We start from the raw sequence: 18,620 nt of genomic DNA, 5'->3' as shown, positions 1-18,620 counted from the left end.
GTATTTACGTGGACAGTGGTTCATGGCTGTTCCTTTATCTGTAAAAGTCTGAACTTGACCTGACACACCCATTTTCATGCTGTCTGTAATTTCAAATCCAGCATTTTGTCTTTCGCTATACTGAGCGAGTCTTTGAATGTTGCCAGAGGCGTTTTGCCGAAGCAATATTTCCCCTGATGAGTGCGCTGCGTGTTGTAATCGTAAATCCACTCATCAAGGTCTGCCTGCAATTGCTCCAAAGAAGTGTAAACCTTCTTTCTGAATGCAACATTGTAAAACTCATTCAATATAGTCCGGTGAAAGCGCTCACAAATGCCGTTCGTCTGCGGGCTCTTGGCCTTGGTTTTTGTGTGGTCGATATTCTCCAAGGCCAGATACAGCTGATAATCGTGCTCTTCCCGGTTGCCACAGTACTCGCTGCCACGATCGGTCAGAACGCGCAACAGCGGAATCTCATGCTCGTCAAAAAACGGGATGACTCTGTCGTTAAGCATATCGGCTGAAACCAGAGAATTCTTGCGATCATAGAGTTTCGCAAAAGCGACTTTCGAATACGTGTCGATGAAGGTCTGCTGATAAATTTTACCCACACCCTTCATATTTCCCACGTAAAACGTGTCTTGTGACCCCAAATAACCAGGGTGCTCCGTTTCAATTTCACCGTGACTTTCCTTCTCATCTTTTGCGCGTTCGAGCGCAACCAATTGTGCCTCGGTAAAGATCCCCTTTTCCTGAGCCATTCGCGCTTCAAGGTATTTCAGCCGTTTTTTAAACGTCGCAAGATCATGGCGCAGCCAAACGCCGCGCACGCCAAAAGGGGAGATGATGATACCTATCTTGCGCAACTCGTTGGACGCCCGAACCTGACCGTACGCGGGGTATTGAAATGCAATTTCCCGTACCGCTTCCTCGACCTCTGGAGCTACACGATTTTTCAGCAAAGGCTTCCTGCGGCTGATCTCCTGCAATGCGAGCTCGCCACCCTTGTCGTAAAGCTCCTTAAACCGGTAGAAACTGTCTCTTGAGTAACCGAAAACCTTGCAAGCTTTCGATACGCTGCCCAGCTGCTCTGCCAGTTTCAGCAGACCAACCTTGTTCTTGATAATTTTCTGTTCTGTCGTCATAAACACTCCTTTTTGTTAAGAGAGTGTCAGATAAAGTAAAAACTATTACACTTTATCAGCTCCGGCTGCCTTTACTGCTATGCAAAGTTCGTAGCGGAGATGAAGGATAATATTGTGAAGATTTCAAAGGGTGTATATAGTAACGGGTTCAAGGTAACCGCGGAAATGGATCGCCTATTTGATCCTTTCAACCTGAAAGGGCGCGCGGTAATCTTCCTGTCATCGATGGGGGACTTGTTCCACATGGAAATGCAGAAAGCGTTCACCCTCAGTGGCAAGCTAATCGAAGGGGGCAAAATAGCCCTTGAATTTATTCAGTTGGTGTTCCTGGTCATGGTCAGCAATCTGCAACATATCTTCATGGTGTTAACAAAGCGCCCGCACATCTGGCTGAAGATCGCTGACAAATTGCAGATTAGCGATAACATTTGGCCGGGTACATCCGTTGAATCGCCAGAATGGTATAGTCGTATCGAAACCTTGAAAAAGATACCAGGCAATGGACGCAAGTTTCTATCTCTTGAGCCTGCGATTGCCGACTATGACGGCCTCGAAGAACATGTCGATGACGGCCAGATATCTCTGATCATAATGGGTGGAGAGTCTTACGATACGAGGCCGGAAACATGGGTGGACGCGAAGATAAGACGGGGTGAAATCAGGGAGGCCATGCGCGAAGCCGCTATTGCTGAAGAAATTGGCCTGCGCAGTAGTCGGCAAATGAGTGTCAAATCTGCAATCGCCGTTAAGGAAATCTGCAAGCGCCAAGGAATATGCTTCTTCTTTAAGCAGTATAGCTACCAGGGGTCGCATAAGCAGCATCGACTTTTGCCTGATGTCACCGTCGAGGAGTACGAGCAGATTCTGGCACAAAATGGTTGGGCTCATTCAACAATTAATGAACAGATAGAGCTGATTGGCTCCAATCCGGAGCTATTTCGAGCAAAGAAGTTCTCAGAATTTCCGGAGCCAGCGTTGTCCATCATGAAGGAATGGAAACCGGAAGTCTTTGAAGACGAGGAGCAGGATGGCTGAATGATGATGCAGACCTTGGGGTGCGTATAGTAAATGGGGCGGGGTATAATTCTTGCCTTTTCATTGACAACGCGCCAGAGTCTGTGCATAATTCCTTCGCAGGCTGAAACAGTCTGTAGCGGTTCTTCCCCGCTTCTACATAACGCGTAGTTGTCGATCCCGCCAAGCATGGCCGGGAACGGTGTGCCTACGCGTGCATTGTCTCGGGGAAGACCTGTTCGGCGGGGTCGCTTTTGAGCGGACCTCGCTGTTTAAGGAGGTCTAAATGGAAACTCAATCTCTTACGGGTGATGCCGCAAAAGCGGACGTGTCAATCAAAGCGGCTTCACGGGTGCTGTGGTCAAAAAGGGGAACCCCTTGGGATGCGATTGCTATACTTTTGCTCAGAATACCGATGGCGGCCGCGATGGAAGCTAGATCAAGTAGCACAAGCATAGCGGTACCAATCGCTAATTTGCTCGCCGTATATGGGGTTGTTCGATTGATTATTTGGTTAATCAGCTTTCGCAAAGGACTCTTGATTCTGGAAGGAAATAGCCTGACTCTGCGGACACCAGATTTGGCGATTCTCGCACCGCTTGACGACATAAAAGCTGCCGCGCGTGGCAACGCCATTGATCCGAAAACAGGAAACAAGCTCAAGTTCTGGCAGGGTAATTCCTCCCGAGGCGGAAAGGTTGACATTGGCAACGTAAGCTTGCCAAATGATACACCTGCTCAATTAATCGCCAAAGCGGCGACTTAGAGAACGATTGAGGAGCCAAGATTATGAAGCTGATCGGACAAGCTAAAACGACTCTCATCGTTACCATTTGCATTCTCTTTGGGCCCATGACATACGCTGCAGATGGCATCGATGAGCTGTCTATGGCCATTTGGCAAAACGATCTCGGCAAAGTAAGGTCGCTGGTAAATACTGGTGCTAACGTCAATGCTGGTCTGCCGGTTGCGGTTGCAGCTGATAGGCAGGAGATTGTGGACTTTCTTATTGCCAATAAGGCGAACGTCAACTTCAAGGAGACACCTCAAAGTGAGTCGATTCTGTTTTCAGCCGTAGATGCAGCATCTCCTGAAATCGTCAGTACGTTGATAAAGGCAAATGCCGAACTCGGGACTCGCGATTCAGAAGGACGAACCATATTGATGCGCTTGCTGCTGGGGCGTTCCCGTCCAAAAGGTGGCACCCTTATCGCCCAGCAGTTATTGGCCGCAGGTATTGACGCTAATATCAAGGACAAACAAGGTAAGACCGCATTATTCTATGCCACTGGATGCGAATATGCTTCTTTTCGCCATTATTCAAGTGCCGATATTGTTCGTCTGTTAGTAGCTGCAAAAGCAGATATCAATGCCCGGGATAATGCTGGCGCGACGGCGATCATCGAAGCGGCTGGATGCGACTCAAAGGCTGTGACGTCATTAATAGCAGCGAAAGCGGACATAAATGCTAAAGACAATGAAGGATTAACGGCCTTAATGCTGGCGGTTGATGCGCATGACTTAGATTGTATTAATATGCTCGTCGCTGCAAAGGCCAATGTCAATGCTAGGGATCGGGCTGGTAAATCAGTATATCAGCACTTTTTGAGCAGTCATGAAGGTTGCGAGGGTAAAGGCGACGCAGCGATTGACAATATTCTGAAGCGAGCCGGCGCCAAAGCCTCTCATTAGGTTCGCATGGAGGATAATATGAAACATCAAAAGTCTCTCTTAGAGAAAAGATTGGGCCTACGAGGGTTCATCTTTGTGTGTTTTGCAGCATCTGTGCTTGCATTGTTTGGCTGCGGCAAATCCAATTATTTGAAAGTAGGTGAAAATGCCACTGTAACGGCGAAAGAAGGTCTGTATATTCGTGCAGATGCTTCTGCGCAGAGTAAGAAGATCGGCTTGGTACCTACGGGCCAAGACTTCCAGGTTCTCGCAGAAGGTGCCACAGAATCCCTGTACTCAATTAAGAGCCGATGGTACAAGGTCAGCTATCGTGGTAAAACTGGCTGGCTCTGGGGTGGGCTCGCAACTCCCGCAAGTACATCTGCTACTGGCCGAGGCTATTGCATAGCCGAGGATGACTTGTGCACTACGCAGATTTGCGGTGCGTACGCTGAATTGAAACCAGATGGCACATATCGTGGTGAATCTGTCGGTTGTGGGGAGACCGGCCATGTCTCGGGCACTTGGCGTCAGAACGACAATGTGATAGAGGTCGATTACACAGTTTACCCTCAATGTTACGAACAGTGCGGTAATGTTTCGCCTGAGAAATACACTGAGGCACATAAATACTCGGGTCACCGCACCTACCGCCTCCTGCCGAATAACAAGGCCACCTATATAGATGAGGTAAAGGGAAATCGGGAACAATCGAAGCGCGCATTGAATGTGACTCGATTATGAGGTTTCAGTGATCATGCCCAAGTTTGCAAGATTTTTGCTCTTCTCTGCCATGCTCTTCGGAACGCTTGCAATCGCAGATTCGGGAAGCGATCTTGAAAAAGCTATCTCTCAGCGAAGCTCCAAGAAGCTTCGGAAGTTGCTGAAAATAATAGGCCCAGATACACTTATTTCAAGCCCCGAAGGTTACCCAGGTCAGTCTCTGCCTGCTTTGGTGTATGCCGTAGAGATCGGTGATCTGACAGTCGTGAAAACCTTGCTGGAGGCCGGGGCTTCAGTAGATATTCGTGGGACATCAGAGCAGCTTACGCCGCTTATTCTGGCAGCCTGTGACGGAAAGAATGAGGTTCTTCAAGTCCTTATTGAAGCAAAGGCAAACCTGGATCTGAAGACAGTACCAAACGAGTGGGCCCGTAGTTATACTTCGGTGAGCGCCCTGGCTTGTGCGGCAAATAGAAACCACAGGGAGGCCTACGATCTTCTGATCGCGGCCGGAGCGAAGGAGGATTTTCCCCTGCATTCGGCAGTCATGTTGAATGACGCCGATTTAGCCAGCCGTGCCATTGAACAAGGAGCGAATGTCGATCTTGTCGACGGCTATCTATCTTCTCCGCTCATGCATGCAGTGAAGAAGGGCAATGCAGAATTGGTTAGAATACTCCTGGATGCAAAAGCCTCACCCGATATTCCGAGGCAGGTTAGTCATGAGACTGTGGACGGGAGGCCGCGAACCACTTTCAGCTCAACCTACTTAATTGGCTCCGAGCCAATCTATGTGGCGACAAAGGCCAAGAACGTAGAGATTGTGCGGATGCTTCTTGAAGCCAAGGCTGATCCAAATGTCTCCGATCTATCTAAGCACACGCCGTTGTGGCTGGCAGTCGAAGCAGGAAATATGGAAATCGTTCGACTCCTTTTGGTGGCCCGAGCTTCGGTAAATATAAAAGACCGTCAAGGCGAGTCGCTGATCGACATGGCGAAACGTATTAAGTCAGACCCGCAGATTTTGCAGATGCTGTCTGAAGCCAAACCATGATAACCACGGCACTAGTATTCTGCACGTGCTCGGGTTATTGGTGCAGAGAGATTCTTACGTGTTCAGAGATGACGATACTTGCCCTTTCGGCACACGTGGCAAGTGACGCCATTGACACCGGATTGACCTGTCTTGCCGAATGGTCCCTGTGAGGTGCCGCAACCATGTAAATTGCCCGCATGGCCGGTTGAGTTACAACGCACGTCGCCGCAATTATCGCACTTAACAACTACACTTCCGAGATTGCATCGAGGACATTTCATGTTGGTCTCCTAAAGGTCAGTATTCATACACGTTGCACGGGTCTGTAGATTCCAAAACGAAGTGCGATAGGATAAAGTAGTGTAAGGCCGCGCCGGGGTTTCGAGGTTGATTTGCGAAATACGACCACGGAGACCCCGGATGCGACCTTACGTTCAACTATCCAATGAAGAAAGACTGTGTATAGAAGAAAGCCTCAGGCAGGGCCGCCATGCCGGACGTATTGCCAGAGACCTGAAGCGCCACCCGAGCACCATTTATCGTGAAATCCGCCGCAATTCAATGCCGCGGCATTACAGCGCCCGCTGCGCAAAAGATGCAGCGCGCAGGCGCCAGACGAATACCAACGCCGCAAAGGTGACCCCGGAACTCTGGTCACAGATCGGCGCATCGCTCAAATCGACGCTGTCACCGGAGCAGATCGCGGGGCGTATGCGGCTTGAACGCTTCGGCGGGGTTTGCATGCAGACGATCTATAATCATATCCGTAAGAAATCCGCCACATCGAATTTCTATCGCCTTTGCCTGCGCCGCAAGGGAAAACCATACAAACGCACAGTGCGGATTGAGGCTGAAAACAAAGGGTTTTTACGCATTCACGACCTGCCAGCCGAGGCTTTGACGCGGCGAAAACCTGGCTATTGGGAGGGTGATTTGGTGGAGGGAAAAATCGGCACAGGACAAATCGCAACCTTTGTCGAAAGACATTCGCGCTACACCAAGGCGGCAAAAATCGAGCGCAAACTCGTTGAGCAGTTCAACGCGGCTGCACGCGACCTGTTCGCAGACGTCGATAATTCTCTGTTACGGGGTGTGATTTATGATCGCGGCACAGAAATGAGCGGATACCGGGACCTGCAACAGGTGCTGAATTGCGGAGTGTATTTCTGCGACCCAGGATCGCCCTGGCAGCGGGGAACGAACGAAAACACCAACGGCCTGCTGCGCGAGCCATTTCCGAAGGGAACGGACTTTCGGGAAATCGACCAGGAACAGGTTGACGCGGCGCTCGAATTACTGAATAATCGGCCACGCAAGCGACTGAATTTTCGGACGCCAGCCGAGGTCTACTTTCGGAGGTCGATTGCACTTCGTTTTGGAATGTAAGGTCCGGGGATTTGACAAGCCATTTCATTGTTTGACGTCATACGCAGATTCTCACGCATTGGGTGATCGAATTCTACCTGATTTAATAGCAGACCCTAATGAGCCAAACACACCAAGAACATATTCAGTTTATCTGGAACATCGCAGAAAAGCTGCGCGGGCCTTACCGGCCGCCCCAGTACCGCAAGGTGATGATTCCGATGACGGTTCTGCGGCGTCTCGATTGTGTGCTGGCGCCGACTAAGGACAAGGTACTTGAACAGTTCAAGACCCTGAAAGGGGGCAAGCTGCAGAATATCGAACCCATTTTGCAGCGTGTGGCCGGGCAGAAGTTCTACAATACCAGCAAGCTGGACTTTGAAAAACTGCTCGGTGATCCCGCCAATATCGCGGCTAATCTCGTCAGCTATATGACATCCTTCTCGCCATCAGCCCTGGCAATTTTGAAGCACTTCAATTTCGAGGATGAGATTGAGAAACTGGAAAGCGCGAACCGCCTCTTCATGGTCGTCAAAGACTTCGCAGCTATTGATCTGCACCCGAGTCGGGTGTCGAATATCGAAATGGGCTACATCTTCGAAGAGTTGGTGCGTAAGTTCAACGAACAGGCCAATGAAGAAGCCGGGGATCACTTCACGCCGCGCGAGGTAATTCGGCTGATGGTGCATCTGCTGTTTGATCCAGACGATGACACGCTGACGAAGAAGGGTATCGTACGCACAATCTATGACCCTGCTTGCGGTACTGGTGGCATGCTGTCGATCGCCGATGAATACATCCACGAGCACAATCCGCAGGCTAACCTGGCCCTGTTTGGTCAGGAATACAATTCTGAATCGTATGCCGTGTGCGGATCAGACATGCTCATCAAAGGCGAGGATGTGCAGAACATCGCTTTTGGTGACACACTGGGTGACGGCAAGACGCGCGATGGTCACCCCGATAAGAAGTTTCATTACATGCTTTCGAACCCGCCATTCGGCGTTGAATGGAAGCCCGAGGAGAATGTTGTCCGCAAGGAATATGAAACGCAGGGTTTCAATGGCCGCTTCGGGGCAGGGCTGCCGCGCATTTCAGATGGCTCGTTTCTTTTCTTACAGCACATGATGTCGAAGTTCCATAAGCCACCGGCCGACGGTGGCGATGGTTCAAGATTGGCGATTGTATTCAATGGATCGCCGCTGTTTGCCGGCGATGCAGGTTCGGGTGAGTCTAACATCCGCAAATGGATTATTGAGAATGACTGGCTCGAAGCGATCATTGCGCTACCAGACCAGATGTTCTACAATACCGGCATCTTTACCTATCTGTGGGTCGTAACCAACCGTAAGGTTGAAGCGCGTAAGGGCAAAGTGCAGCTCATCAACGCGACCAATCTGTATCAGAAGATGAAGAAAAGCCTTGGCAATAAGCGCAACGAACTTTCTGCCGCGCACATCGACACGATTGCGAAAATCTATGGTGAGTTCGCAGAGACTGAGAACAGCAAGACTTTTCGCAACCAGGACTTTGGCTATCTAAAGATTACCGTTGAGCGACCGCTGAAGCTGAGTTTTCAGGTAACACCGGAGCGAATTGAGATACTCAAAGCGCATTCGGCTTTTGAGGCGCTGGCGACTTCTAAGAAACTCAAGGACAAGAAGGCCATCGCCGCAGAGATTGCCGCGGGTGAGAAATTGCAGTCAGATATTCTGTCTGCGCTGGGCCGTATGGATTCAGCGCGTGTATGGAAGAACCGCGATACATTCAAGGCGGATCTCGAAGCTGTGCTCGAGGCCGCAAAGCTCAGTCTGCCAGCACCGGTGATGAAAGCAATAATGAGTTCGCTGTCTGAGCGCGACGAAACGGCAGACATCTGCGTGGATCGCCATGGTAAGCCAGAACCTGACACCGATTTGAGAGATACCGAGATCGTGCCGCTGCCAGAGGCGTCTAAGCTCCCAATCAAAGATGATGATTTGCCTGATTTCAAAGTTCATTGCGAGGATTATCTGAAGCGTGAGGTGCTGCCGCATGTGCCCGATGCGTGGATCGATCACACAAAAACCAAGGTAGGCTATGAAATACCCTTTAACCGTTACTTCTACAAGTACGAACCACCCCGACCGCTGAAAGAGATTGAGTCTGAAATCAAAGCTATCGAGCAAGAGATCATGAAGATGCTCAGCGAGGTGACTACATGATTCGTTCGCCTAGTTGCCACGGGTTTAAACCCGTGGCAACTAGGAGGGCTACGAGGGGGCAATTTATATTTGACGAGCCCGGGCAAAATACCGATATTGTTTACAGCAAACCCGCCAAGCCTCTGTGCGCAAGTGCAAGCTCAAATCTGGCGGGTCTTTTTATGTCCTGAGGGCTCATGGAATACACCAAGCCCCCGTTAACCTATGAACAGCAAGCTGATCAGTTGATTTCGCGGGGCCTACTCGCTGATCGCGCGCAATTAATTCAACGCCTCAAGAGCGTGAACTATTACCGTCTCAGCGGCTATTGGTTTCCGTTCAGAGAATATCCCAAGGATAACTTCAAGCCAGATACTCGCTTCGAAGCCATCTGGAGACGGTATGCCTTCGATCGACGTCTGAGACTCATGGTTATGGATGGCATCGAGCGCATCGAAATCGCGCTTCGTGCCGATGCAACCTACCACCTCGCGCACAAGCACGGAGCCTTCGGGTATTTGGAAGCCCACGCTTTACCTAATTTGTCTGTGGACAACCATGCCCGCTTGATGACCGCCCTTCGTTCAGAATATAGTAAGAGCAAAGAGGTTTTCGCCAGCCACTTCGGAAATAAGTACGGAGAGGATCATGACAGTCTACCCATTTGGATGGTCACCGAGCTCATGACAATCGGACAATTGTTTACTCTGTTCAGGGGCATGTCAAAAGGAATGCTGAAGTCAATCGCAAAGACGTATGGCGTTGCGGGCCCGGTGCTCTTTTCATGGCTAGGTACGCTGCATGCAGTACGAAACATATGTGCGCATCACAGCAGGTTGTGGAATCGAGAGTTAGGTTACAAACCTACCTTTCCCGACTCTGCGGAATGGACAGAGCCTGTTGCAGTTACCGATAGACGGGTCTTTGGTGTGCTCACAATTCTCAAATACATGATGGATAGAGTTGCTCCCCAGAGTTCATGGCCACAAAGGCTCATGGATTTGCTCAACGAATACCCTGAAATCCCGAGGCGTGATATGGGGTTTGCAGATAATTGGACAGACGTGCCGATGTGGAGTGATCAGAAGTGAAGGATTCGGGTGTTCCACCGAATTGGAAGGCGCGAAGGTTAAAGTTCGCAGCAATTGTAAATCCGGTCAAATCTGAAGTAGCGCATTTGCCGATCGATACCCAGGTATCCTTTGTGCCGATGGACAACATTGGTGAATACGGCGGGATACGGTTGGATGTCGAGAAGTCTATTGAAGATGTCTACACTGGCTATACATACTTTAAGGATGGCGACGTCGTTATCGCCAAAATCACACCTTGCTTCGAAAATGGGAAGTGTGCAATAGCTACTGGGTTGAAGAACGGAATCGGATTTGGTACGATTGAGCTGCATGTTGTTCGCGCGGATCGCAAGCATTCGATGCCGGAATTCCTGTTCTATTACTCAATTAGCCATAAGTTCAATAAAATGGGCGAAGCGGAAATGTATGGTGCCGGCGGTCAAAAACGCGTACCTGATTCCTATGTTCGCAACGAACGATTGTACCTCCCACCCCTCGACGAACAACGCGCCATCGCTGCCTTTCTCGATCACAAGACAGCGCAGATCGACGCACTGATCGACAAGAAACGGCGCATGATCGAGCTGCTGAAAGAGAAACGCACCGCCCTCATCAGCCACGCTGTGACGAAGGGCTTGAATCCCGACGCGCGGATGAAAGATTCGGGTGCTAAGTGGATGGGAATGATTCCGGCGCATTGGGAGTTGAAGAAACTGAAGTTTCTGTCAAAGTCGATCAAGACAGGTAAGACCCCAGCATCGGAAAGTGCTGAGTATTACTCAGATGAAATAGACTGGTATGGCCCCGGTGATTTCTCTGATGATGCGACTGTCTTGACGGAATCAAAGAGGCGGGTATCTCAGCTTGCGATAATCAAACGCGAGGCACCATTGTTTAAAGCAAATAGCGTGTTGCTAGTTAGTATCGGAGCGACGCTGGGGAAGGTTGGTTTAATTCGAAGTCAAGCATCATCGAATCAACAAATCAATGCAATTACGCCAAATGACGATACCGATCCAGTATTTCTAATGCATTTTCTTCACGTCGTAAGAAAACAGGTTTGGAGTCTTGCGATGATAACTACATTGCCTATCCTCAACCAAGAAAAGACTGGCATCATTGAGGTCATTACACCCCCACATGCTGAGCAAATAGCAATTGGGGAATATATTCGGGTTGAAGCCGCGAAAATCGACCGTTTAATCTCTTCGACTCAGCATGCGATCCAGAAGCTGCAAGAGTACCGAACTGCGGTCATTTCCGCTGCCGTTACTGGCCGGATAGACGTGAGGAATAATGGCGCTGCTTAAATCTCGTCGCAATCTTCTCGTTGCCACGGGTTTAAACCCGTGGCAACGAGAACAAGAGGGGCAACGAGGGGCAACGAGAAGAAGAGAGACTATGAGGAAAACAAATCATGCCAGGCCATAGCTTTCACAGCTTGAACTATCATGTGGTTTTCACCACTAAAAGGCGGTTGCCCTTGCTTGCGCCTGAGAAATGGTTATTGCTGCGCGGCTTTCTGCAAGAGAAAAGCGAAGATTGGGGCGTACACATTCACATTGCCGATGGTAGCGATGACCATGTGCATTTGTTGCTTTCGTGCCCGCCTCGACTGGCGGTTGCTGATTGCGTCAAGCACCTGAAGGGTTTTACGTCGCGCAAGGTCGATGGCCTATATTGGCAGAATGGCTACTATGCGTTTACGGTAGATCGGTTGGGGTTTAACCCGGTTTACCAATATATTGAGAACCAGAAAGTTCATCATGCTCAAGAATCGTGCCGAGATGAAATAAAGGCCCTTCTCACCCCCCTCGTTGCCACTCGTGGCCACGGGTTTAAACCCGTGGCCACGAGATTACAAGACCACCAGGGCGAGAACATAGAACAACCCTTATGAGTCCCCAAACCAACGAAGCCGCCCTCGAAACAGCGATTGAGCATTATCTGCTCAACGTGCACAAATACAAAAGGCTCGAAGACGCCGACTTTAGTCAGGATATTGCCCTCTTCAAAGCCGAGATTATTGCTTTCGTCAAAGACACTCAGGCCGAAACCTATGCCACCATTGAACGCACCAACGACGATCGCACCGATAAGCTGATTATTGACGATCTGGTTAAGGCGCTGAATTCCCTCGGTGCGCTCGAAGTGATGCGCCATGGCTTCAAATGCTTTGGCCGAACCATTCGCATCGCGTACTTTCAGCCCGCGCATGGCATGACACCCGAGCTCGAAGAGCTATTCCATAAGAACCGCTTTCGCGTGATTCGCCAGTTACATTATAGTAGCCAGAATCGCAACTCGCTCGATATGGTGATTGTCTTGAATGGCATACCGATTATCACCGTCGAACTCAAGAACCATTTCACAGGCCAGAATGTATCGCACGCACGGCGGCAATACCAGAACGACCGCGATCCGCGTGAGATTATCTTCACCTTTAAGAAACGCACCTTAGTGCATTTCGCCGTTGACCCTGATCTCGTTTACATGACGACCAAGCTTAATGGCGCGAGCACGTATTTTCTGCCATTCAACAAAGGACAGAATGAGGGTGCTGGCAATCCAGTCGCACCAGCGGGCAAACACAGAACCCACTATTTATGGGAAGATGTTTTCAGTCCCGTCGTTCTGCTCGATATCATTGGGCGATTCTTGCACATAGAGAAGAAAGAGCGGCAGATTGAAGTGACACGCGCAGGCAAGAGTGATTTGCAGAAGGTGACCAGCGAATCGCTGATCTTTCCGCGCTACCACCAGCTGGATGTCGTGCGTAAACTACTGGCAAACGCTAAGGCCAAAGGCCCTGGCCGCAACTATTTGGTGCAGCATTCCGCCGGTAGTGGAAAGAGTAACTCAATCGCCTGGCTCGCCCACCGGCTATCCAGCCTGCACAATGACAAGGACGAGAAGATATTCCATACGGTGATCGTTATCACTGACCGGCTGGTGCTCGACAGGCAACTACAAGAGACCATCTATCAATTTGAGCACAAGCAGGGTGTTGTGGTCAAGATTGACCGTGATTCTGCGCAATTAGCAGAAGCTATTCAAAACAGCACACCCATTATCGTCACGACGCTGCAGAAGTTTCCGTTTGCGGCAAGCCATATCGAAAGGCTTGAATCGCGTAACTTTGCCATCATTGTCGATGAGGCACACAGCTCGCAGTCGGGTGAGGCTGCCACCGAAGTGCGCCACCTGCTTTCGATGAACGAAATTGAGCAGACCGTCAGGCAGCGTGCAGAAGAGGAGGATCTATCCGATATCGACGAGGCGATACTTAAGGCGGCAGCGGGCCGCAGTCGCCAGAAGAATCTCAGCTACTTTGCTTTCACTGCCACGCCCAAGGAAAAGACCCTCTCGATCTTTGATGAACCCGGTGAGAATGGTAATTCCCCATTCCATTTGTACAGTATGCGGCAGGCGATTCAGGAACACTTTATCAAGGATGTTCTGGAGAATTACACCACATACAAAACCTATTACAAGCTGGTGAACACGGCGGGGGAGGACCCGCTCGTCCCGAAATCCAAGGCTGCAAAAGCATTGGCGCGTTTTATGAGTCTGCATCCGCACAATATTGCTCAGAAGACCGAGGTGATGATAGAGCATTTTCGGCACCATACGATGCACAAGATCGGTGGTCGCGCGAAGGCGATGGTGGTGACATCTTCGCGCCTGCATGCTGTCCGGTACAAAGAGGCATTTGATAAGTATATTCAGGACAACAACTACCAAGGGATCAAGACACTCGTCGCCTTCTCGGGAACAGTCATCGATAAAGACATTCCGGGCGTGAGCTACACCGAAGTCGGCATGAATGGTGGCATCAAAGAGAAAGAGCTTCCGGAGAAGTTTGCCACAAATGAATACCAGGTCTTGCTCGTGGCAGAGAAATACCAGACTGGGTTTGATCAACCGCTATTACATACCATGTACGTAGACAAGCGGCTTGCAGGCATTCAGGCGGTGCAGACTCTCTCGCGCCTCAATAGAACCCATGCCGGTAAGGAAGATACCTTCGTACTCGACTTCTATAATGAAACTGAAGACATCTTTGAATCGTTCAAGCCCTATTACAAGATAACCGAATCAGGTGGCCATGCGGATTACGCCAGGCTGGCCGAACTCAAGTCAGAGATCGACACGGCGCAGATTCTGCATCATGATGAGATCGACGCTTTCTGTAACGTGTTCTTCGCTCCGCAGGAAATCGAGTCGAAAAAGGATCACGGGCGCCTGGAATCTATACTGCAGTCAGCTGTAGACCGGTTCAAAGACCTGGCCACCGAGGCCCGCGAAGACTATCGTGCCAAGCTGAAATCCTTCCAGCTACTCTATAGCTACCTTTCGCAGATGGTTCCCTTTCAAGATGCAGAGTACGAGAAATACTATACAGTTATTCGGTACTACATCAAGAAGTTGCCATTACCGATCGGCGATCCGATACCCGAGGTCGATGATGACATAAACCTCAAGTACTATCGTCTGCAAAAGATCAGCGAAGGGCGGATTGATCTTGAATCGGGTACTGCCAACCCATTGAAAGGCCCTATGGATGTCGGTACTGGAAATCCCGACGAAGAAAAGATCAGGCTTTCTGAGTTAGTCGATATGCTCAATGAACGCTTTGGCACCGACTTTACCCAGGCCGATCAGCTATTCTTTGATCAAGTCGCCGAAGAGGCCGTTAATGACGAGGCCTTGCAAGCCGCAGGTCGCGTTAACACACTCGATAACTTCAAGCTCGTTTTCGATCAGGCACTCATGGATTACTTCATCAAGCGCATGGACGGCAATGAGAAGATCTTTACGAAGCTGATGAACGACGAATCGTTCAGGGCAGTGGCGTCCGGGCATTTGCTGAAAAAGGTTTATGGGCGGATAAGGGAAGATGGGTAGGGCAGAGACCGGAGGTGCGACGGACGCCCAATTGGATGTCGCAAAACAGGTATTGGACGCATACCAGCATGTAGCCGGCCGTCAATTGAACGCCTTTACACACTTGCTTGACAAGAGCCGGGCGCTTGCCGGTGAACTTGAGGCCAAGCATATACGTATAGTTGAGCAGGCCAGTGCCTTGATCGCTCGCTATCGCCAGACCGAGCTATCTGAGATCAATTTGCTGCGATCGTTGCCGCTTTACCTCGATGAGAACAGCTTAAGCGATATTTTTGCGCAGATACTCAAGGAGTCTCCGACATATGCCGCCGGCCGCAATATTCTGATAACTTGGCTCTTCAGCCTCAATGTACCGGAAGCTCACGTGATTGCTAACGAACTGGCTAAGCCAGATGTCAGGTATCGGGTTCACCGCGAATTCGATCTGGGCTACACTATACCGGATATAGCTATTGTGGGAGATACTTTTGTTATCTTCATAGAGAACAAACTTCGATTTGGTCTGGAAACGTTTACTGATGACCATCAGACAAATCGGCAGGCGCGGGCACTGCGTGAATATGCAGAACGGCACGGTATAGAAAAAACTGTGGCCATCTTGCTCTCGCCTGACCGGTCAGTGCCGATAAACAAGGTGTTTGTGTCGGCTACTTATTCATCCTTGGTCCAGATAATTCTGCCTGAAATAGAAAAGACCGGAGACTCTCTGCTCTCTAGTAGTGCGCAGGCTATCTTCAACCTTTACGATTTCTCATAAGAGGCGCCGGAGAATAAATATGATTACAGACAAATGGATAAAGTTCCTGTTGGAGAATCTGGAGGATGCCAGGGGCTTTCAGCAGATGTACCAGCACGGCAATATAAAGATTCCCAAACTGTATAGTAATGAAATGCTGCGGGCAATATCAGAAGCTCTGCAGGATGACACGCTATCAGATATCACCTCGGAGCTGGAAGAGGGCTATTGGTGGTCTTTCAGCAGGCACTTTGATAAAGCTGCCGATATCGGCCTATACTGGGAATATGTTGATGGCGGCAATATGACGATTGATGCCGAGCCCGACGAAGATTCAGCGCCTTACATTGGTTTGTACCTTAATGAAGGCAAGGCCTATTCATGGGAGAAGATTTATAGGAAACTGCAGCCATTAAATGGCAAGCACGGTATCCATATCCTCAAAAAAGCCTCCGACGATAAGAGTATTGCCTGGGTTTCATTGCGGGATTCTGTCCATTTTGAATGGTTGTTACAGGACTCGAAGATTCGCGAATCCGTGAAAAAACATGTGCTGGCGGTTATGAAAGCGGTGTCAGCGGCCTTGAAGTAGGGGAATGCTAGCAGGGTCACTGTATAATGCGGGCTAAATAGTTGATGCTCGTACTGTTGTAACTAGTGAACGAGCCGCCAATGACGATCTTTCCATCAGGCTGGATGCCCATTGAACTTATGCTGCTGTCAAGGCCGGTTCCAACAACAAACGTCGTATCGATTGAACCATCGGGATTCAGGCGCGCAATCCGATTCCTTCCAGTCCCATTGTAGGTCGTAAACCCACCCCCAAAAAGAAGTTTTCCATCTGGTTGTAAGGCCATTGTCAAAACCGTGGAGTCAAAGCCACTGCCTGTTGCGAAAGATGAGTCAAGATTCCCGTCCGGGAGGATACGCAAGATTCTAAAATGCGGAACACCTTGGTAGTTTTCGAGGCTACCCGCTAATACAATCTTACCGTCCGTCTGGAGAAGCATCGAAAACACCCCCCCGGTCGAGATTCCGCTCCCTGGTGCCAAGGTCGTATCCAACGAGCCGTCACTATTGATTCGCGCAATGCGGTTTCGAGAAACACCATTGTAGTTAGCAAAAGTACCTGAGATCAATATTTTTCCATCAGGTTGCACACCCATGGCTAATATAGGGTTGTCTGCACCGGAGCCGGGGTTGAAGCTCGTATCGAGTGAGCCATCCGCATTTAAACGCGCAATTCGATTTCGTGCTGTGCCATTGTAGCTTGTAAAGAATCCTCCAATCACTATCTTGCCGTCGGGTTGTACAATGATTGCCATGATGCTGTTGTCCGCTCCGGTTCCTGGGTCAAAAGAAATATCAAGGCTGCCGTCCGTATTTATGCGGGCTATCCTGCTTCGAGGAGTGCCGTCATAAGTGGTGAATCCTCCACCGAAGAAAGTGCCTCCACCAATAAGAATTTTCCCATCACTTTGTATGGCCATGGAATATACACTGTTGTTCGCACCGGTGCCGGGGTTGAAGGTCAGATCCAGCGTGCCGTCTGCGTTAACTCGGGCTATGCGATTGCGCGAGATTCCGTTATAAGCTGTAAATAACCCTCCGATTATGATCTTTCCATCAGTTTGAATTGCCAGTGATTGAATGACATTCGCGCTGCTACCCGGATTGAAGGTGGCGTCAATTATACCGCCATTAAGTTTCTGCGAGGCCGGCGCGTAGAGGATCATGTTACCGAAACCGTCTCGAACCAGTACTGCGAAATGAAAAGTTGCACCAGAATTCAGGCCAGTCACAGTGCGCGATGTTGTACCGGAAGTCCAATTCATGACGAGGTCAGAGCCAGATTTGGCGTTTGCCAAGGCCACGGAATTAATATTTGCCGCACTTGTATCATCTTTCACTAACTTGTACTGCAAACTAGCTGTGGCCGTAATGGCATCGGAGGCTGCTCCCCAGTTTACTCTAACGCTGGTTTGCGTAATATTGCTGAAGGTGATAGCGGTGCCTGCAACAGGCGGGAAATCAATCGTGTAAGTACCCGATGAGATACTGGAGTTGGTTGCTCCGACCCGTGTCGCCATGGCCCGCAGTATTGTGGAACCGCCTGCAGAGATATTAACCGTGGCTCCATTGGCAATCTGTGTCCCGAAAGAACAGGTGCCAGGTGTTGCTGCGGCAGGGAAATTACCATCGGTTGTATAACAGATATTTCCACCTGCATTGTTAGAGGAGGAAATTGCAATATTCTGTCCTGTTGAGTAGGTCGCCGCCACAGGAGAAAACTCAGGGCTAACCAACGTGCCTAATGACGTGGTGCTCTGCGAGGCCGGTGAATAGAGCCCAATATTTCCGGCAACATCACGGACTAGCACAACAAAGTAGTAGGTGGCCAAGGGAGCGAGACCGTTAGCGGTGTGCAGGGTAACGTTGGATGTCCAATCCATGAGCAAATCCGCACCGGTCTTTGCATTTGCCAGAGTAACCGATAGTATGTTTGCCGCGCTTGAATCGTCTTTGACCAGCTTGTATTGCAGAGCCGCAGGCAAGTCAACATTGTCGGACGCAGCACCCCAATTGATTGTGATGGTATCTGACCCGATCCCCGTGAAGGATATGCCCGTTACAATTGATGGAGCAATCGTATCTGGTCCGCCAACCGTAGTCCCCGCCGTCGACTCTTCGGGTGGTAAAAAGGTCTGGTTGATTTTCTCTAACCGATTGCATGAGAGAAAGACCAGAATAATCGATATCAGAACCTGTGATGTTTTCTTCATAACT

15 protein-coding genes are annotated in these 18,620 nt (G+C 49.9%); 13 read left to right on the top strand and 2 right to left on the bottom strand.

The genetic code is table 11. The features are described 5' to 3' along the window. Positions 1 to 74 precede the first annotated feature (74 nt). On the bottom strand, positions 75 to 1,124 hold the full coding sequence (locus TURPA_RS00165; protein ID WP_014801227.1) for an IS481 family transposase: 1,050 nt from the start codon (positions 1,122 to 1,124) through the stop codon (positions 75 to 77). A 54-nt stretch (positions 1,125 to 1,178) separates the two neighbouring features. Here TURPA_RS00165 and TURPA_RS21140 point away from each other — a divergent pair, with 54 nt between their 5' ends. The 13 genes from TURPA_RS21140 (at position 1,179) to TURPA_RS00100 (ending at position 16,425) form a co-directional block, all read left to right on the top strand. Next, entirely contained in the window at positions 1,179 to 2,159 is a 981-nt protein-coding gene (locus tag TURPA_RS21140; protein WP_281054988.1) for a DUF5131 family protein, read from the top strand. A gap of 265 nt (positions 2,160 to 2,424) precedes the next feature. Beyond that, positions 2,425 to 2,904, top strand: a complete 480-nt coding sequence (locus tag TURPA_RS00155) for a hypothetical protein (RefSeq protein ID WP_014801249.1) — start codon at positions 2,425 to 2,427, stop codon at positions 2,902 to 2,904. A gap of 23 nt (positions 2,905 to 2,927) precedes the next feature. Next, positions 2,928 to 3,830 carry an ankyrin repeat domain-containing protein gene (locus tag TURPA_RS00150; protein ID WP_014801248.1) on the top strand — a complete coding sequence of 301 codons (903 nt, stop codon included), beginning with the start codon at positions 2,928 to 2,930 and terminating at the stop codon, positions 3,828 to 3,830. Between the two features lie 18 nt (positions 3,831 to 3,848). Further along, the gene (locus TURPA_RS00145; RefSeq protein ID WP_014801247.1) at positions 3,849 to 4,553 is read left to right on the top strand and encodes an SH3 domain-containing protein; all 705 of its coding nucleotides are present in this window, start codon (positions 3,849 to 3,851) and stop codon (positions 4,551 to 4,553) included. Positions 4,554 to 4,566: 13 nt separating this feature from the next. Continuing rightward, positions 4,567 to 5,586 (top strand): ankyrin repeat domain-containing protein, encoded by a 1,020-nt coding sequence (locus tag TURPA_RS00140; protein WP_014801246.1) that lies wholly within the window; start codon positions 4,567 to 4,569, stop codon positions 5,584 to 5,586. A 402-nt stretch (positions 5,587 to 5,988) separates the two neighbouring features. After that, the gene (locus TURPA_RS00135) at positions 5,989 to 6,954 is read left to right on the top strand and encodes an IS30 family transposase (protein WP_014801244.1); all 966 of its coding nucleotides are present in this window, start codon (positions 5,989 to 5,991) and stop codon (positions 6,952 to 6,954) included. A gap of 98 nt (positions 6,955 to 7,052) precedes the next feature. After that, complete coding sequence (locus tag TURPA_RS00130) at positions 7,053 to 9,137, top strand: type I restriction-modification system subunit M (protein ID WP_014801243.1); 2,085 nt, start codon at positions 7,053 to 7,055, stop codon at positions 9,135 to 9,137. 176 nt (positions 9,138 to 9,313) lie between these two features. Further along, on the top strand, positions 9,314 to 10,207 hold the full coding sequence (locus TURPA_RS00125) for an Abi family protein (protein WP_014801241.1): 894 nt from the start codon (positions 9,314 to 9,316) through the stop codon (positions 10,205 to 10,207). Continuing rightward, positions 10,204 to 11,499, top strand: coding sequence for a restriction endonuclease subunit S (locus tag TURPA_RS00120; RefSeq protein ID WP_014801240.1), 1,296 nt, complete (start codon positions 10,204 to 10,206; stop codon positions 11,497 to 11,499). Before TURPA_RS00125 ends, TURPA_RS00120 begins: the two co-directional genes overlap by 4 nt. Before the next feature lie 107 nt (positions 11,500 to 11,606). Then, positions 11,607 to 12,089 carry an IS200/IS605 family transposase gene (tnpA, locus tag TURPA_RS21135; RefSeq protein ID WP_014801239.1) on the top strand — a complete coding sequence of 161 codons (483 nt, stop codon included), beginning with the start codon at positions 11,607 to 11,609 and terminating at the stop codon, positions 12,087 to 12,089. Then, a complete protein-coding gene (locus tag TURPA_RS00110; RefSeq protein ID WP_014801238.1) occupies positions 12,086 to 15,097 on the top strand; it encodes a type I restriction endonuclease subunit R in 3,012 nt (1,003 codons plus the stop codon). The genes tnpA and TURPA_RS00110 overlap by 4 nt, the downstream gene beginning before the upstream one ends. Positions 15,098 to 15,128: 31 nt before the next feature. Then, positions 15,129 to 15,854 (top strand): hypothetical protein, encoded by a 726-nt coding sequence (locus TURPA_RS00105; RefSeq protein ID WP_157210335.1) that lies wholly within the window; start codon positions 15,129 to 15,131, stop codon positions 15,852 to 15,854. A gap of 19 nt (positions 15,855 to 15,873) precedes the next feature. Continuing rightward, a complete protein-coding gene (locus TURPA_RS00100) occupies positions 15,874 to 16,425 on the top strand; it encodes a hypothetical protein (RefSeq protein WP_014801236.1) in 552 nt (183 codons plus the stop codon). A 16-nt stretch (positions 16,426 to 16,441) separates the two neighbouring features. Here the strand turns inward: TURPA_RS00100 and TURPA_RS00095 are convergent, their stop codons facing one another. Then, positions 16,442 to 18,616: a chitobiase/beta-hexosaminidase C-terminal domain-containing protein gene (locus TURPA_RS00095; protein WP_014801235.1), complete on the bottom strand. Its 2,175-nt coding sequence runs from the start codon at positions 18,614 to 18,616 to the stop codon at positions 16,442 to 16,444. Positions 18,617 to 18,620: the final 4 nt, after the last annotated feature.

The organism is Turneriella parva DSM 21527, assembly GCF_000266885.1.
GTDB lineage: Bacteria > Spirochaetota > Leptospiria > Turneriellales > Turneriellaceae > Turneriella > Turneriella parva.
Note: the sequence above shows the minus strand (reverse complement) of the source record. Positions and strands in the feature narration are given on the sequence as shown.

Excerpts from the sequence above, each read along its gene's own strand:
- TURPA_RS00165 (WP_014801227.1), bottom strand. The coding sequence starts at position 1,124 with ATGACGACAGAACAGAAAATTATCAAGAACAAGGTTGGTCTGCTGAAA.
- TURPA_RS00155 (WP_014801249.1), top strand. The coding sequence starts at position 2,425 with ATGGAAACTCAATCTCTTACGGGTGATGCCGCAAAAGCGGACGTGTCA.
- TURPA_RS00150 (WP_014801248.1), top strand. The coding sequence starts at position 2,928 with ATGAAGCTGATCGGACAAGCTAAAACGACTCTCATCGTTACCATTTGC.
- TURPA_RS00145 (WP_014801247.1), top strand. The coding sequence starts at position 3,849 with ATGAAACATCAAAAGTCTCTCTTAGAGAAAAGATTGGGCCTACGAGGG.
- TURPA_RS00140 (WP_014801246.1), top strand. The coding sequence starts at position 4,567 with ATGCCCAAGTTTGCAAGATTTTTGCTCTTCTCTGCCATGCTCTTCGGA.
- TURPA_RS00135 (WP_014801244.1), top strand. The coding sequence starts at position 5,989 with ATGCGACCTTACGTTCAACTATCCAATGAAGAAAGACTGTGTATAGAA.
- TURPA_RS00130 (WP_014801243.1), top strand. The coding sequence starts at position 7,053 with ATGAGCCAAACACACCAAGAACATATTCAGTTTATCTGGAACATCGCA.
- TURPA_RS00125 (WP_014801241.1), top strand. The coding sequence starts at position 9,314 with ATGGAATACACCAAGCCCCCGTTAACCTATGAACAGCAAGCTGATCAG.
- tnpA (WP_014801239.1), top strand. The coding sequence starts at position 11,607 with ATGCCAGGCCATAGCTTTCACAGCTTGAACTATCATGTGGTTTTCACC.
- TURPA_RS00110 (WP_014801238.1), top strand. The coding sequence starts at position 12,086 with ATGAGTCCCCAAACCAACGAAGCCGCCCTCGAAACAGCGATTGAGCAT.
- TURPA_RS00100 (WP_014801236.1), top strand. The coding sequence starts at position 15,874 with ATGATTACAGACAAATGGATAAAGTTCCTGTTGGAGAATCTGGAGGAT.
- TURPA_RS00095 (WP_014801235.1), bottom strand. The coding sequence starts at position 18,616 with ATGAAGAAAACATCACAGGTTCTGATATCGATTATTCTGGTCTTTCTC.